Annotated in this window: 13 protein-coding genes; 11 read left to right on the forward strand and 2 right to left on the reverse strand. The window is 42.8% G+C overall.

Annotated features, from left to right (window positions below; genetic code table 11):
- Positions 1-71: 71 nt before the first annotated feature.
- The 4 genes from hemE to QT711_RS05195 all read left to right on the forward strand — a co-directional run bounded on the left by hemE (position 72) and on the right by QT711_RS05195 (position 5,238).
- Complete coding sequence (gene hemE / locus QT711_RS05180) at positions 72-1,109, forward strand: uroporphyrinogen decarboxylase (RefSeq protein ID WP_317942454.1); 1,038 nt, start codon at positions 72-74, stop codon at positions 1,107-1,109.
- Between the two features lie 26 nt (positions 1,110-1,135).
- Complete coding sequence (gene hemH, locus QT711_RS05185; RefSeq protein WP_317942455.1) at positions 1,136-2,068, forward strand: ferrochelatase; 933 nt, start codon at positions 1,136-1,138, stop codon at positions 2,066-2,068.
- Positions 2,068-3,510 (forward strand): protoporphyrinogen oxidase, encoded by a 1,443-nt coding sequence (gene hemY, locus QT711_RS05190; protein WP_317942456.1) that lies wholly within the window; start codon positions 2,068-2,070, stop codon positions 3,508-3,510. The genes hemH and hemY overlap by 1 nt, the downstream gene beginning before the upstream one ends.
- A gap of 867 nt (positions 3,511-4,377) precedes the next feature.
- Complete coding sequence (locus QT711_RS05195; protein WP_317942457.1) at positions 4,378-5,238, forward strand: glycerophosphodiester phosphodiesterase; 861 nt, start codon at positions 4,378-4,380, stop codon at positions 5,236-5,238.
- Between the two features lie 82 nt (positions 5,239-5,320).
- On the opposite strand, the gene yhfH (QT711_RS05200) is transcribed toward QT711_RS05195, so the two are convergent.
- Together yhfH (QT711_RS05200) and yhfH (QT711_RS05205) are read right to left on the reverse strand one after the other, a co-directional pair.
- Complete coding sequence (gene yhfH / locus QT711_RS05200; protein ID WP_317942458.1) at positions 5,321-5,446, reverse strand: protein YhfH; 126 nt, start codon at positions 5,444-5,446, stop codon at positions 5,321-5,323.
- A gap of 190 nt (positions 5,447-5,636) precedes the next feature.
- The gene (gene yhfH / locus QT711_RS05205) at positions 5,637-5,762 is read right to left on the reverse strand and encodes a protein YhfH (protein WP_317942614.1); all 126 of its coding nucleotides are present in this window, start codon (positions 5,760-5,762) and stop codon (positions 5,637-5,639) included.
- Between the two features lie 134 nt (positions 5,763-5,896).
- Here yhfH (QT711_RS05205) and QT711_RS05210 point away from each other — a divergent pair, with 134 nt between their 5' ends.
- The 7 genes from QT711_RS05210 (at position 5,897) to QT711_RS05240 (ending at position 15,347) form a co-directional block, all read left to right on the forward strand.
- A complete protein-coding gene (locus QT711_RS05210; protein ID WP_317942459.1) occupies positions 5,897-6,889 on the forward strand; it encodes a lipoate--protein ligase in 993 nt (330 codons plus the stop codon).
- 356 nt (positions 6,890-7,245) lie between these two features.
- A complete protein-coding gene (locus tag QT711_RS05215; protein WP_317942460.1) occupies positions 7,246-7,950 on the forward strand; it encodes a response regulator transcription factor in 705 nt (234 codons plus the stop codon).
- Complete coding sequence (locus tag QT711_RS05220; protein WP_317942461.1) at positions 7,947-8,999, forward strand: sensor histidine kinase; 1,053 nt, start codon at positions 7,947-7,949, stop codon at positions 8,997-8,999. The genes QT711_RS05215 and QT711_RS05220 overlap by 4 nt, the downstream gene beginning before the upstream one ends.
- Positions 8,950-9,723 (forward strand): ABC transporter ATP-binding protein, encoded by a 774-nt coding sequence (locus tag QT711_RS05225; protein ID WP_317942462.1) that lies wholly within the window; start codon positions 8,950-8,952, stop codon positions 9,721-9,723. The genes QT711_RS05220 and QT711_RS05225 overlap by 50 nt, the downstream gene beginning before the upstream one ends.
- Positions 9,724-9,749: 26 nt before the next feature.
- A complete protein-coding gene (locus QT711_RS05230; RefSeq protein ID WP_317942463.1) occupies positions 9,750-11,675 on the forward strand; it encodes an ABC transporter permease in 1,926 nt (641 codons plus the stop codon).
- Positions 11,676-11,952: 277 nt separating this feature from the next.
- Positions 11,953-13,506: a fatty acid--CoA ligase family protein gene (locus tag QT711_RS05235; protein ID WP_317942464.1), complete on the forward strand. Its 1,554-nt coding sequence runs from the start codon at positions 11,953-11,955 to the stop codon at positions 13,504-13,506.
- A 137-nt stretch (positions 13,507-13,643) separates the two neighbouring features.
- Complete coding sequence (locus tag QT711_RS05240) at positions 13,644-15,347, forward strand: methyl-accepting chemotaxis protein (protein WP_317942465.1); 1,704 nt, start codon at positions 13,644-13,646, stop codon at positions 15,345-15,347.
- The last annotated feature ends 597 nt before the right edge of the window (positions 15,348-15,944 follow it).

The following is a 15,944-nucleotide window of genomic DNA, read 5'->3' on the forward strand; positions in this document are numbered from 1 at the left end:
GTGGAAACGGATATATTTGAAAACGAATAGGTAAAACGATAATTATTATAAAGAAAGTAGGAATCGATCGTATGTCCACATTTAACGATACACTGCTTCGTGCTGCAAGAGGAGAAAAGATTGAGCATACGCCTGTTTGGTATATGAGACAAGCAGGACGCTCTCAACCTGAGTACCGTGCCATCAAAGAAAAATATTCACTAGAAGAAATTACACATCAACCTGAACTTTGTGCATATGTGACAAAATTGCCAGTCGATAATTACAATGTCGATGCTGCGATTTTGTATAAAGACATTGTGACGCCGTTACCAGGAATTGGTGTAGATGTGAAAATAAAAGCTGGCGTCGGTCCGGTCATTTCAAACCCGATTCGATCCGTCAAAGATGTACATAACTTAGGGGAGTTCTCTCCTGAAGATGACATCCCTTTCGTACTGGATACAATTAAAATCTTAAAAGAGCAATTAACTGTCCCCTTAATTGGTTTTGCTGGAGCGCCGTTTACGCTTGCAAGCTATATGATTGAAGGTGGCCCGTCTAAAAGTTACAATTTGACAAAGTCCTTCATGGTATCTGAACCAGAAGCTTGGTTTGCGTTGATGGACAAATTAGCTGATACAATTATCGCTTCCATTCAAGCACAAGTAAAAGCTGGAGCAATGGCAATTCAAGTATTTGATTCATGGGTAGGTGCATTGAACGTTTCCGATTACAGAATCTTCATCAAGCCTGTCATGACGCGTATTTTTACTGAACTTCGTAAATTGAATGTGCCGTTAATTACATTTGGCGTCGGGGCAAGTCATTTGGCGAATGAATGGCATGACCTCCCTGTAGATGTCGTCGGCCTTGACTGGCGTTTATCGGTAAAAGAAGCAGGCGAGCGCGGATTAACAAAAACATTGCAAGGAAACTTGGATCCTTCTTTATTGTTAGCGGATTGGAACATCATTGAAGAGCGTGCAAAAACGATTATTGAACAAGGTGTTGAACACGGAAGCCATATCTTTAACCTCGGACATGGTGTATTCCCGGATGTCCAACCGGCAACATTAAAAAGGTTGACGGAATTTGTTCATGCATATAGTGCCCAACTACGTAACTAAATTCTATGAAAAACGAGGTGTACGTAATGACGAAAAAGAAAATGGGACTTTTAGTGATGGCGTATGGAACGCCATATAAGGAAGAAGATATTGAAGCATACTACACGCATATTCGTAGAGGTCGTCCACCAGCACCTGAGCAATTAGAGGATTTGCGCAGCCGTTACCAAGCAATTGGGGGGATTTCACCTCTTGCAAAAATTACGGAAAACCAAGCAAATGCACTCGGAGAACAGTTGAATGCGGTTCAAGAGGACATTGAGTTTACTGTTTATATCGGCTTAAAACATATTACACCGTTTGTTGAGGAAGCGGTGGAAGCGATGCACAATGACGGAATTCAAGAAGCAGTCTCGATTGTTCTTGCTCCACATTATTCTTCATTCTCCGTGAAATCTTACAACACACGTGCTAAGGAAGAAGCAGACAAATACGGCATTGCCATTACATCAGTCGAAAGCTGGTATAAGCAACCGAAGTTTATCCAATACTGGGCTGAAAAAATTCGTGGTACGTTTACTAGCATGAACGAAGCTGAACGTGAAAAAGCATGTCTCGTCGTTTCTGCACACTCACTGCCTGAGAAAATCAAGCAATTTGGAGATCCTTATCCGGAGCAATTGGCGGAAACGGCTAAACTGATTGCAGAAGCAGCGGAAGTTGACACGTACGCGGTTGGTTGGCAAAGTGAAGGACAAACAGGTGAGCCTTGGTTAGGACCGGATGTACAGGATTTAACGCGTGATCTTCATGAGGAAAAAGGATATGAAGCATTCGTCTATACACCAGTTGGATTCATCTCAGATCATTTAGAAGTGCTTTACGACAACGATTTTGAATGTAAAGTCGTTTGCGATGAAATAGGTGCTGCCTATTATCGTCCGGAAATGCCGAATACGGATCCACTTTTCATAGATGCAATGGCTGATGCAGTGCGCGATCAATTGAAAAAAGCCTAATGGAAGAAGTGATGATTGACATGAATGTACAAAAGAAGAAAGTCGTCATCGTAGGTGGAGGAATTACAGGATTATCAGCAGCCTTTTATTTGCAAAAAACAGCTCGGGAACAGGATTTGCCGATTGAGGTTGTATTGATTGAAGCATCGAATCGTTTAGGTGGAAAAATCCAGACCGTTCGACGTGATGGATTTGTCATTGAACGCGGACCCGATAGCTTTCTCATTCGGAAAAAAAGCATGGATACATTTGCAAAGGATTTAGGGATTGCGGATGAACTCGTTCGCAATGCGACCGGGCAGGCGTATATCCTTGTGGATGATGAACTTCAACCCATTCCAGGCGGTTCAATCATGGGGATACCGACAGAGGTTACGCCTTTCTTAAAGTCCAATCTCTTTTCGCTAACCGGGAAATTGCGGGCAGCAGGTGATTTTGTGTTGCCTCGTTCCGGAGTGGAAGGCGATCAGTCACTCGGCCATTTTTTTAGACGCCGTTTTGGTGCAGAAATTGTCGACAACCTCATTGAACCACTATTGTCTGGCGTTTACGCAGGGGATATCGATCAAATGAGTTTAGAATCGACGTATCCACAATTTTACGAAGTCGAGAAGAAACACCGAAGTTTAATCCTGGGAATGAAAAAGACGACGCCTAAGAAAGTGCCGCAAAAAGATAGTCACAGCGGATCAAAACAAGGCGCATTCCATTCTTTCCGTAATGGATTATCGACGATTGTCGAGGCGGCAGAAGAGCAATTGGAACCAGGAACAATCAGAAAAGGCATCCGAATTTCAACGATAGAAAAACGAGGCAACCAATCAGTGTTGCGGTTGAACAACGGTGAAACGATTGTTGCGGATGCAGTCATTATGACAACGGGTCATATGGCAGCGAGCCAGTTGTTTGAGCCACATGGAATTTTGCAAGGACTGAAGGAAATCCATACGACGTCTGTAGCGACAGTCGCGCTTGCCTTTCCAAAAGATGCCGTCATTCAAGACAAGGAAGGTACAGGCTTCCTCGTTTCAAGAAGTAGCGATTATTCGATAACAGCTTGTACGTGGGTCCACCGAAAATGGCCAACAACAACACCTGACGGCAAAATCCTGCTTCGTGCATTTGTCGGCCGCATTGGCGACGAAGCGATCGTTGACTTACCTGACGATGAAATCGAACGGATTGTTCTCGAAGATTTAGGGAAAATCATTACAATCAACGGAAAGCCCGATTTCACGATTGTCACGCGTTATAAAGAAGACCGCCCTCAATATCGAGTCGGCCATCGCCAGCGTGTCGCTGCGGCAAAAGCCGAATTGCAACAAGCCTTTCCAATGGTTAAATTAGCAGGCGCCTCTTATGAAGGCGTCGGCTTGCCAGATTGTATTGACCAAGGAAAAGCAGCTGTAGAAGATGTACTGAATGGATTGTTTGAGCGTTGAGGATGAATAGTAGTGGAAAAACCCGCCTTGTGCGGGTTTTTTATTTTGAGATGGATGTGGCTGGCGGATATGCGGTGTTTTGGGGGAATATGCGGCGTTTTGGCGAGTTATGCGGCGTTTTGAGGAAATATGCGGAGTTCTACAGGAATATGCGGCGATATGCGCGCGAATGCGGCGTTTTGAGGAATTATGCCGCGTTTGGAAGAGTTATGCTGTGTTTGAATTACCGAGCCTACCGCGTCGATAAATAAGTTTAATGACGCGCAAGCGCAGAATAAAGGAACTGCCGCGTTGATAAATCTGTTTAATGACGCGCAAGCGCAGAATAAAGGAGCTGTCGCGTCGATAAATCTGTTTAATGACGCGCAAGCGCTGAAAAACGGAGCAACCGCGTCGATAAAATCCGTTTAATGACGCGCAAGCACTGAAAAACAGATCTATCGCGTCGAAAAATCCGTTTAATGACGCACAAGCGCAGAATAACGGAGCTACCGCGTCGATAAATCAGTTTAATGACGCGGTAGCGATAAGTTTCCAAGATCTCGGGTCATTAATGAAAATTGTTTCTATTATTTGCGCTGTATCGTTGAAAGACCCAATCTCTGAAAGAACTACGTAACTCTTTTCAGCTAGTTGCGCTGTAAACATCAATAAGTACCGCGGGCCGGCAAAGGGTACGAAATTGATTGACTCGCGCTGCATGCTTTTGACAAATTAAGGGGCTTGTAAAAGGGAGCAAACAGTCAAGGGATGTTCGCAGTAGGAGAGAGGGCTCAAGTAAGTGTATTGGGCGAGGTTTACGGCATAGAAGAATCGGAAATAGGTAGCGTATGAAAAGAGCGGTCTTGAACGGAAGTGATGACATTGATGAAAAAGATAGCGAGCGTACTAATCGGAACGGTACTCATGAGTGGCTGTTCGATGAGTAGCACGTGGGACAATCCGATCCCTAAAGACGAATTTCTTGTCGTTGCACATCGAGGCGCATCTACGTATGAACCGGAAAATACGTTACCTGCTTTTAAGCTTGCGGAGAACTTGGATGCTGACTACATCGAACTAGATATCCAGTTGACGAAAGATGGAGAGCTCGTAGTCATGCATGACAAAGATGTAAAACGGACAACGGAATCAGAGGGAAAGATTCAACAGGCTACAGTAGCTGAACTGAAACAGCTGACTGCAGACGAAAAGAAAGGAGGGGAAAAGGCGGATCACACGTTACCTGAGGAAGCATATAAAGTCCCGACGTTGAAGGAAGTTATTGAAGCAGTTGGTGAACGTGTACATTTTATTATTGAATTAAAAAATACGAAAGAATACATCGGTATAGAAGCGAAGCTAGTGGAATTCATGGAAGAGCATGCGTTAATTGGCCCAGATCAGAACGGCATGCCAAAAGTGATTGTGCACTCGTTCAATAAGCGAGCGTTAAAACAAATACATAAACTTGCTCCCAATATACCTCTCCTACAGCTCATCTCCTTTGATGAAGGGGAAGAAGCGGAAGTGGATGAAAAAGAGGTGCAAGACATCCAAACGTATGCAAAAGGAATTGGGGTAACATACGAAGCGCTCACGCCCGCATTTGTCAATACGATGCATGGAAAGAACTTGGCAGTTTTCGCCTATACCGTTAATGATGAAACAGCGGCTTTACGTTTACAAGCGATGGGCGTGAATGGCATTCATACAGATCAACCTGATTTGTTGAAAGAGGAAGGGTAATGACGAGTAAAAGACCTGAAAAACGCGTGAAACCAATGTTTAGAGAACTTGGCTTCACGCGTTATTTATTTTCCGAGACGACTTAAACGATGTTGCAGGAATCGCACTTGTTGCTATAGCACTCATGCTGTTCTTCGATGACTTCTCCACAAGTGACACAGTTTTTAGGCGGTAAATTCTTAAAGAACTCGATAACGCTTTCCAACATGGATGGTTCCCTCCTATCAATTGTACTAATACTAAATTGAAACAGGTTGTTTGTCATAGTACAGGTACGTCAAAAAAAGAATGTGTGCGATCAATGACATGGCATTTACGTAACGTTTCAGATGTGTACTTCTGTTTTATTACTGTTTTATTTAACTTAAGTTGTAATAGTACAGTGGCGATAAAAAAATTTACACCATCGTACAAGACTCGCAAGTATTGCTGTAACATTCGTGCTGTTCTTCTATGTCATTTCCACAAGTGGCACAGGCTTTAGGGGGCAGGTTTTTAAAGAATTCTACAATACTCTCAACCATCTCATCCATCACCTCTTGTTCTATAACTGAATTTGGTAGTGTCATTGTATTATAACAGACAATCATATGTCAACACTTATTTGTTCTTTTCAGATAAAATAGAGGTGAATTCATTTATTTAGGGAGCGATTAGCGTGTATTTTATTGATAATAAAGGGATCACAGATCCAAGAATAAACCTTGCGATTGAAGAGTATGTACTGAAAAATATGGATGTAGACAAAGATTCGTTTTTACTGTTCTATATTAACGAACCGTCCATCATCATCGGGAAAAATCAAAACACAATTGAAGAAATTAATACAGAATATGTCGATGCGAACGGTATTCATGTTGTGAGAAGGCTATCTGGTGGCGGCGCAGTCTATCACGACTTAGGCAACTTGAATTACAGCTTCATCACGAAAGATGACGGCGAGTCGTTCCGCAATTTTAAGAAGTTTACACAGCCTGTCATCAAAGCGTTGAATGAAATGGGTGTAAAAGCAGAATTACTTGGACGGAATGACATTCTTGTAGAAGGCCGTAAAGTTTCTGGAAATGCACAGTTTGCTACACTTGGACGCATGTTCACACATGGCACATTAATGTTTGATACAGAAATTGAACGTGTCGTTTCCGCCTTGAAAGTGCGCAAAGATAAAATTGAATCCAAAGGCATTAAATCCATCCGAAGCCGAGTTGCCAACATTTCCGAATTCATCAATGAACAGATGACGATTGAGCAGTTCCGTAAGAAAATCTTGACGTCAATCTTTAACGGAGAAGAAAATGTAAAAGAACTTGAATTGACGGAAGAGGATTGGACTAAGATACATGCGTTATCGGCTGAACGCTATGCAAATTGGGATTGGAACTATGGAAAATCACCGAAGTCTAATGTCCAACACTCCCACCGTTTTCCGGTCGGTGGCATAGATGTCCGCTTGCAAGTTGAAAAAGGGACCATCCAATCTGTTCAAATTTACGGCGACTTTTTCGGCGTAGGTGAAGTGACTGCAATTGAAGAGCGATTACAAAACGTCCAATATAACCGAGAAGCCATTAACGCTGCGTTAGAAGGGCTCGATATTCCGACGTTATTAGGCGGCATTACAAGCGAGGAGTTCGTCAATTTAATCTATTAAGTTAGAGACCGGTGAAAACCGGTTTTTTCTTTTGCTGTAGTATACGGTGTAAGAGCGGTTTTTGTGTAGGTTTCCTGCATACATTGTAGCTCTTTTGAAACTGGTAAGTCCAAATCAGTTCTTTACTAAAAAAAGGTATCGTTTCATTCAAGGATTGACCTTGTGTAAAAAAAAGCGATAGACTGAGCTCGCAACGCTTGCGTGGACAATAGGTGTTGGGGTTATTAAATTAGAGATGTACGCGGAGGGCTAGTTGTACGGGAGAGACGTTGCCATAACGCGATTGCCCAAAACGGTTTGCTCTGCGGTTTTTCCAGTTTTACGGTATACTGGTTGTATGTGAGGAGGGAAGTTGGATGGTGAACCATCGCATTTTTATTGTTGAGGATGACCGGAAGATTGCGCAGTTGTTGGCAGATACGTTGCGAAAGTATCAGTATGATGTGGCAATTGTGGAGGATTTTGATGCGGTCGTTGAGGAGTGTAGGGCGTTCGATCCGCATATGATTTTGCTTGATATAAATTTGCCGTCGTATGACGGGTATTATTGGTGTCGTCAGTTGAGGCAACAGACAATGTGTCCAATTCTTTTCATTTCAGCGCGGTCCGGGGATATGGATCAGGTGTTTGCGCTGGAGAATGGAGGGGATGATTTCATTACGAAACCTTTCCATTATGAAATCGTCCTTGCGAAGATACGGAGTCATTTGCGCAGGGCGTTCGGGGAGTATGCGCCGAGCCAAGGGGAGCGTACGGTGAAGCTCGGTTCGTTGACGTTATACATTGAACGGATGGAGCTGCATTTACGCGATGAAGTCATTCCCCTTCAAAAGAAGGAATGTGTCATTTTGGAGTTGTTAATGGAGGCTTCGCCGAAAGTCGTTTCTCGAGAGACGTTGTTGGAGGAGTTATGGGACGACCAGTCATTCGTAGATGAAAACACATTGAATGTGAATATGACGCGTGTGCGGAAAAAGCTCGTCGACTATGGCGTCCACTCTGTCGTGGAGACGGTACGAGGGTCGGGGTATCGATTCGTGCCTGCGCCGGAGGAATTATGAGACAAGTCCTGTTATTTTTGAAGGAATATTTGTCGTGGATCATATTTGAAATGTTGCTTGTGACATTCATTCTATTACTGTATTGGTTGGATGGGTTTCGTGGATTAAATACAGCGATCTATTCAATTATTATGAGCATCATGTTGCTGACGGGGTTTTTAGGTGCGAAGTTCATAACGCGGCGGGCGTATTACAATACGATTGTGAAGAAGCCAAAGCGGATGGAGGATGCGCTTATTCGGAAAGTGCAAACACCTGAACAAATTGAGTCAGCCCGATTCATGCGCGATTTATATGGTTTGTATCAAAATGAAGTCCAAACGCTGTATGCATCACAACATCGCCAACTGCATTTTATGAATCAATGGGTGCACCAGATGAAGACGCCGATTTCGGTCATTGGGCTGTTGCTGCAGGAAGATGGAGAGCTGGATAAGCGAAGTGTGCAGGAAGAGATCGAGAAGTTGCAACGTGGATTGGATGCCGTGCTTGTCAATGCTCGACTGGAGACATTCGAAGAAGATATGCAAATCGAACAGGTCGGCTTAAAGGGTTTAATTCAACAAATTGTAACGGAACATAAACGGTTGTTCATCACGAATGGGGTGTATCCCGTCATTTCGATTGATGAACGGATTGTTGTGGCGACAGATGCGAAATGGCTGAAAATTGTTATTGGGCAATTCATTACGAACGCTGTGAAATATACGTTTGAAAAAGGGAAGCACCTCTATTTGACGTTGGAAAAAACAGAAGAGGGTTTTGCGTTGACGATCCGAGATGAAGGGATTGGTATTCCTGCTTCAGATTTGAAACGGGTGACAAAAGCATTTTTTACAGGTGAGAACGGCCGTTTGACGGGCGAATCAACGGGAATGGGCTTGTACATCGCTCAAGAAGTGTGTGAAAAGCTCGGGCATTCATTGACGATTGAATCTGAAGTTGGACAAGGGACATCCGTGAAAATTCTTTTCATGAACGGAGAAGGCGGTGATGTGAATGACGAAGAAACCGATCGTGGAAATGACGCAAGTGACGAAGATTTATGAAAGTAAAGTGATGCACCGGGCGTTGAACCGTCTTGACTTTGAAGCGGAGGAAGGCGAGTTCATTGCCATTATGGGGCCTTCTGGAAGTGGTAAGACGACGTTGCTAAATATTATTTCAACGATTGACATTCCTACATATGGACGTGTGCTCATTGACGGCGTCGAGCCCGAAACGTTGAAAGCGAATGAACTTGCCCTCTTTCGGCGACATAATTTAGGATTCGTGTTCCAAGATTTCAATCTCCTTCAAATGTTGACGGTGGAAGAGAATATCGTCATGCCGTTAACGTTAGATGGCTTGCCGATCATGGAAATGAAAAAACGTATTCATCAATTGGCGGAACAACTTAGTTTGTCGGATATTTTAAACCGACGGCCTGATGAATTATCCGGTGGACAAGCGCAGCGGACTGCGATTTGCCGCGCACTCATCCACAAACCGAAGCTCATTTTGGCGGATGAACCGACTGGCAACTTGGATTCGAATTCAGCGAAAGAAGTGCTAGAGTTACTCAGTCAAATAAATGAACATGAGCGGACGACAATCATTATGGTGACGCATGATCCGATAGCCGCGAGTTATTGTGACCGCGTGCTGTTTATTAAAGATGGTGAGTTTTTCAATGAGATTTATAAAGATGAGAGACGCCAAACGTTTTTCCAACGAATTTTGAACGTCTTAAGTTTGCTTGGCGGCAATGTCAACGATTTACGGTTGTTATAATCAATGGAACGGAAAGGAGGAGGCGCATGACTTTTCGTCAATTTGCGTTTCGGAATGTAGTGCGAAATCGGCGTGTGTACGCGGCGTTCTTCATGGCGAGTGTATTTTCAGTGATGGTCTTTTTTCTGAATTCCATGCTGCTTTTCCATCCTTCCATTGAGAGTAGTGCGTTAAAAGATATTGCTTTCCTCGGAATGGGGACGGCCGAAATTATATTATACATATTTACGGTTTTCTTTTTGTTTTATTCGATGCGCGCGTTCCTTCAAGCACGAACGAAGGAGTTTGGCATTCTATTACAGTTAGGCATGCAAAAACGCCAGTTGCATCGATTGATTTTTACGGAAACGATTTTGATCGGTGCCGCCTCAATTGGTGTCGGGACATTTTTAGGGTACATGTTTTCCAAATTCTTTTTTATGGTCGTTAAACGAATTGTCATGTTTTCGTACTTGCCTTTGTATTTTTCATGGAAACCGTTTGCGTTGACAGTCGGTGCATTTCTCAGTTTATTTATGATTATTTCATTAGTAGCACCGGTTTTTATTCGAACGGGGCAATTGCTTGAGTTGATTCGTGGAGAAGTGAATGAAAAAGAGAAATTAGGCTTTTCAAAAGTGCGTGGCATTCTCGGCGTGCTGTTGCTTGGTATGTCCTATACATTGGCTGCGCTGACGTCGAACAGCATCGTCATTGGACTTGTCTTTTTATTGCCACCTTTAGCAACTGTCGGGACGTATTACTTTTTTACCGATTCGTTGCCGCTCATTCTTCATCTCCTGAAGCTCCGAAAGGAATTTTACTGGCGGCATTTTCGCCTGCTCGCCATATCGGAAGGGATCGTTCGCATTAAAGAAAATGCACGAATGTTTTTCATTGTGACGATCGTGTCGACGGTCGCTTTCATGTCGGTCGGCATCTTGGCGTCGCTTACTTCATTCGCGTCACAATACCGGGAAGTGAATCCGCTTGGTCTCGTGTACAAGAGTTTTCCGGGAAACGAGTTGGAGCATCAGCATCTACGTCAAATTCATGAAGACTTAAAAAGCAATGGTTTAGACTATACACACGTTCGTTTTCCAGTGTTGGAACAGCAGTCGTCTGCTACTGCGTTTACTGTCAATATCGTCAGAATCGCAGATATCAATAAACTCGCGAAGTCTTCTGGCAATCAAGCACTCGAACTTTCAAAAGGAGAAGCGTTGTTTCTACCTCCAACAACGTCTACGTTTGCACAATTGAACAAGCAGACGGTGGAGACAGTATTGCAAGAGAGTGGTGTAGCAGAACGGATTGACGGGGCGTATCCTTATCAGTTGTTCCCAGCCCACGCGCTCGGGACAAACGCAATTGTCGTTAGCAATGAAGATTTTGAAGCGATTGCCCGTTTTGTCGACCAGCCGGCATTTGTCTATCATGCGTATGATATACAGGATTGGCAGGAGACGAAAAATATTGGACTGTCAATCAACCACGCTCTAGGCGAATCAATGATTACGGGTTCTACCTATGCACCACGTTTCTATTTTGACAACCCGGGCTTGAATTACTCTGTCATGCGGACCACATTTACATTGTTACTCCTGATCGGTTTGTTATTGGCAGGTGTATTCCTTTTGGCAGCAGGAAGTTTCATTTATTTCCGTCTGTATACTTCACTGGATAGCGATCGCAAACAATTCGATGTACTTCGGCGTATGGGTATTACGGATAAAGAGTTTAAAAAAATTGTCAATCGGCAGCTCATTCCCCAATTCTTTATCCCTTGGTCCGTCGCGTTAATTCATAGTTCGTTTGCTTTTTTATCGCTACAAGTCATCTGGGACGCACTTGCAGAAATCTCGATTGTGCGGGAACTTATAATGGTGTTGGTCGGTTTTACGCTCTTGCAAATTGTCTATTTCTACTTAATTCGTTGGCGCTATTTGGCACATATTCGAACACCGGGCTAAAGCCTGGTGTTTTCATTTTGAAGGTTACGCTAAAAGCTAGTATCTCCTCGCCAAACATTTCCTTTAATTTCATCGCCACCTCTCCAATGAACCCTTCACACCTTCATTCCAACGAGTAGGACATTTTTGCAGAATATCAAACCACCAATCGATTAGAAATCGAACTTCTTGCCTATCGCTAGATTATTCAAAAGTATTGTGAACTTTTAACTTTTCTTATATAATAATAGAGATGGTTTATGAATGGTCATTCATTTTTTGGGAGGGAGAGGTTCGAATGAATTTGGTGTCTAAGGTTTATGAAACTTCAAAGTTGCAGCCAGAGAAATCGGCGTATCACTTCATGGGGAAAGATACATCGTATGCAGAGTTCGACCAGTCGGTATCGATGTTTGCAACGGCTTTACAAGGATTGGGGGTTGAAAGAGGGGACCATGTTGCGTTTTTATTGGGCAACACGCCACACTTTCTAATTTCCTTGTATGCGACGATGCGCATTGGGGCGACGGCAATTCCGATTAATCCGATTTATTCATCGGATGAGATTTCGTATATCTTACATAATAGTGATGCGAAAGTTGTCATTGCGGTCGATCCGCTTTTACCGTTAGTCGAAAAAGCTGTTCAAGGATTTCCGGCGATTGAGCAGTTCATCATTTGTGAAGTGAGCGAGGATGTCGGTCAACGATTTGTCGCTTTACCTGATACGGTAAAGTCGAAAGTAAAGCTGTTTTCATCGGTGATTGCGACAGGGCGTCCAAATATTCAACCGGTTGCTGTTGAGGAAAATGAAACCGCAATCATTTTGTATACGTCTGGGACGACAGGACAGCCGAAAGGGGCGATGCTCACACATGGAAACTTGTTTTCAAACGCGCGCGATGTAGCAGACTATCTAGGTTTCTCAGAAGATGACCGTGTCGTCGCAACGTTGCCGGTTTTTCATGTATTTGCGTTAACAGTTGTCGTCAATGCACCCTTGCTAAAAGGAGCGACTATTTTGCTCGTGCCACGTTTTAGCCCGGGTGATGTGTTCGAGACAATTAAAACAAAACAGGCAACCGTTTTTGCGGGTGTACCGACGATGTACAATTTCCTTTATCAATACCCTGCAGCTGTGAAAGAAGATTTTGCGACCGTCCGATTAGCCATATCAGGCGGGGCATCCTTGCCAGTTGCGTTATTACACAACTTTGAGAACAAATTTGATGTGCGTGTTTCTGAAGGATATGGGCTATCAGAAGCATCTCCCGTCACTTGCTTTAATCCGCTTGACCGCGATCGAGTTCCAGGATCCATTGGCACGAATATCGTCAATGTCGAAAACAAAGTTGTCAATGAACTTGGGGAAGAAGTGACGGTTGGAGAAGTTGGCGAGTTAATTGTCAAAGGGCCGAATGTCATGAAAGGTTATTACAAAATGCCTGAAGAAACAGCCGCGACCATTCGAGACGGTTGGCTCTATACCGGCGATTTGGCACGTCAAGATGAGGGCGGGTATTTCTACATTGTCGATCGGAAGAAAGATTTAATAATTGTCGGAGGATTTAACGTTTATCCGCGTGAAGTGGAGGAAGTGTTGTTTGCTCATCCCGCAATTTCCGAAGCCGCAGTCATCGGTGTGCCTGATCCAGACTTTGGCGAAGAAGTGCAAGCATTCGTCGTCTTAAAAGAAGATGCGCAAGTGACAGAAGAGCAGCTTAAACAGTTCTGTACACAAAAACTTGCCAAATACAAAGTACCTGCAGTCATTGAGTTTTTGGATGAATTGCCGAAAAATACGACCGGTAAAATCTTGCGTCGTTCTTTGAAAAACCAAGTGAAAATATAACTAGACAGGCCTTTCCTTAAATTGTGAGGAAGGGCTTTTATTTATTGATAATACGGAATATGCCAAATTCACTACTCAAGAGAGAAGGAAGTGTAGCCGATAAAATACGTACAATACATATTAAAGGAGCAACTACCATGCGTTGGACTGTAGGCAGAAAACTATTTACCATCTTTACCGTGATGATTGTCTTAATTATCGGGATGAGCATTGCGGGCATCATGAGTACGTTTACGTTGAATCAAAACACGAAAACAATTAACGATGATGTGTTTCCAAAAATTGAAAAGCAAACAAATGTTGAAAGTGGGATTCAAAGTGTTATTAGTATTACACAAAGGCATATGTTATCGAAAGATCGCTCTTTTGAAGCGGACTACGAACGCCAAATTGATGAAGAGATTTTAAAGGTAGAAGAAAATGCGACCGCTTACAATGAGCTGTTAAATTCCGAACAAGAACAGCAACTCTTCCAACAAGTTACTGACGAATGGCAACGCTTTTTAGAAGAAATTGATTCAATTCTTTCATTAAGTGCAGCAAAAAAAGTGCAGGAAGCGACACAACAATCGTATGAAGCAGTTAAGATGGCGAATGCGATGGAAGACTCGTTGCAACAATTGAGTGAATTACACCATGACGAGCTTCTCGCTATTGAAGAGGAAGGACAATTGCTTTACAATTCCGTGTTGCTCATTTTATCAATCAGTACAATTGTAGCCGTTCTTATTGCCATTTTTGGTATTCGCTATTTGCTACGCACGATTAAGAAACCGATTGTCACATTATCAGACCGCTTCAAATCTATGGCAACAGGTGATTTAGCAATCGCACCAATTGTCGTCAAATCACAAGATGAAATTGGACAGCTTGGCAATGATTCTAATCAGTTGCTTACGAATTTAAACGAATTAATTGCAGATCTGACGGAAAACGTCGATACGTTAGCTTCTACTTCTTCGGAATTCTCATCAAGCGCAGACGAGTCTTCTCGTGCATCCGAGCAAATCACCAATTCGATTATTGATGTATCAGAAGTTGTTGCAACACAATTGCAAAGTGCTCATACAAGTAGCGAACTTGTTGATGGAATTACGAATCAGCTAGGAGATGCAGTGATGTCGATTCAGCAAGTTTCTGAACTCGCCTTAACGACCAAACAACTGACAAAAGACGGCTCTGAGCGAATGGCTTCAACGGTTCAGAAAATGAGTGACATCCAACAATCAACCGAACAGACGTCAACCGTTGTCCATTCACTTCAAACGAAATCAACGGAAATTGGCAATATTGTATCGCTCATCACGAATATAGCAGGGCAAACCAATTTGTTAGCACTCAATGCTTCCATCGAGGCGGCACGAGCAGGCGAACACGGAAAAGGCTTTGCCGTCGTAGCCTCTGAAGTAGGGAAACTTGCAATCAACTCGGGAGAAGCGGCAGCACATATTCAAAAATTAATAGAAGAAATCCAACAGGAAGTGCAAGGAGCAATCCAAGCAATGGATACGTCAAAAGAATTCGTCGATGACGGGCTGACATTAGTGCAACGAACAGGTGACAGTTTCAAGGAAATCGACTACTACGTTGGAGCTGTTTCCACGCAAGCACAAGAAATTGCAACAATTAGCGATGTCATTAACACAAGCATCCAACAAGTGAAAAAACTTGTTATGGAAGTTGAACAATTATCCGAACGCTCCGATGAAAACGCCCAAAATATCGTCGCCGCCTCCGAAGAACAGAGCGCGACCATGGAAGAAATCTCTGCCTCATCAGCCGTCCTAAGCTCAATGGCAGACACATTGCAACAAACCATATCGAAATTTAATCTGAAATAAAAACGAAGCGGTACCAAATTAGGGGATCGCTTTGTTTTTGTAAAATGAAGAGATATCGAGAAGGCAGCAAACCATATCATGTAATTTATTCGATCTAAAAAAAAGACGTGATTTTAGACCAGATCAGGTTGTGGAGTATTTGCCAGTGAGCTGATTAGCAGTAGACCGAAACTGTTAATCAATTTTTTAAAAAAATATGATGTTGACATACAACTAAAATTAAAAGAAACCTTTAATATAAATGTTTCCTAATAGCTTAAAAAGAAGGTGAATAAATCCTATCCGTATCAGTATCTATGATGAAATCAACCGTTATATCCTCTGTATAAGGAATTTGGTCAAAATGGTACAGTCTACAAAATACTTGCGGAAGGTCCCTTATCTCATAAGTAAATTCTTGGGCTCGGAGATACATTTTTCTTAACTGTGGTTTAGAACACTTTCTACCTGTTAGTAAGGCTTGGTGAAAAAAACCATCTATTTCAATAATCATCATTATCACGGCTGGTTGCTAATCAGCCCATATAGCTTAAATTTTATTATAATTGTATTAAATCGTAAGCCACCTATAACTTTAATCAGCAAGAAAGTAAAGGC

Source organism: Sporosarcina saromensis (assembly GCF_033253735.1).
GTDB lineage: Bacteria > Bacillota > Bacilli > Bacillales_A > Planococcaceae > Sporosarcina > Sporosarcina saromensis.

Excerpts from the sequence above, each read along its gene's own strand:
- QT711_RS05240 (WP_317942465.1), top strand. The coding sequence starts at position 13,644 with ATGCGTTGGACTGTAGGCAGAAAACTATTTACCATCTTTACCGTGATG.
- yhfH (WP_317942458.1), bottom strand. The coding sequence starts at position 5,446 with ATGTTGGAAAGCGTTATCGAGTTCTTTAAGAATTTACCGCCTAAAAAC.
- yhfH (WP_317942614.1), bottom strand. The coding sequence starts at position 5,762 with ATGGTTGAGAGTATTGTAGAATTCTTTAAAAACCTGCCCCCTAAAGCC.
- QT711_RS05195 (WP_317942457.1), top strand. The coding sequence starts at position 4,378 with ATGAAAAAGATAGCGAGCGTACTAATCGGAACGGTACTCATGAGTGGC.
- QT711_RS05235 (WP_317942464.1), top strand. The coding sequence starts at position 11,953 with ATGAATTTGGTGTCTAAGGTTTATGAAACTTCAAAGTTGCAGCCAGAG.
- hemH (WP_317942455.1), top strand. The coding sequence starts at position 1,136 with ATGACGAAAAAGAAAATGGGACTTTTAGTGATGGCGTATGGAACGCCA.
- QT711_RS05215 (WP_317942460.1), top strand. The coding sequence starts at position 7,246 with ATGGTGAACCATCGCATTTTTATTGTTGAGGATGACCGGAAGATTGCG.
- QT711_RS05225 (WP_317942462.1), top strand. The coding sequence starts at position 8,950 with ATGACGAAGAAACCGATCGTGGAAATGACGCAAGTGACGAAGATTTAT.
- QT711_RS05220 (WP_317942461.1), top strand. The coding sequence starts at position 7,947 with ATGAGACAAGTCCTGTTATTTTTGAAGGAATATTTGTCGTGGATCATA.
- QT711_RS05230 (WP_317942463.1), top strand. The coding sequence starts at position 9,750 with ATGACTTTTCGTCAATTTGCGTTTCGGAATGTAGTGCGAAATCGGCGT.
- hemY (WP_317942456.1), top strand. The coding sequence starts at position 2,068 with ATGGAAGAAGTGATGATTGACATGAATGTACAAAAGAAGAAAGTCGTC.
- hemE (WP_317942454.1), top strand. The coding sequence starts at position 72 with ATGTCCACATTTAACGATACACTGCTTCGTGCTGCAAGAGGAGAAAAG.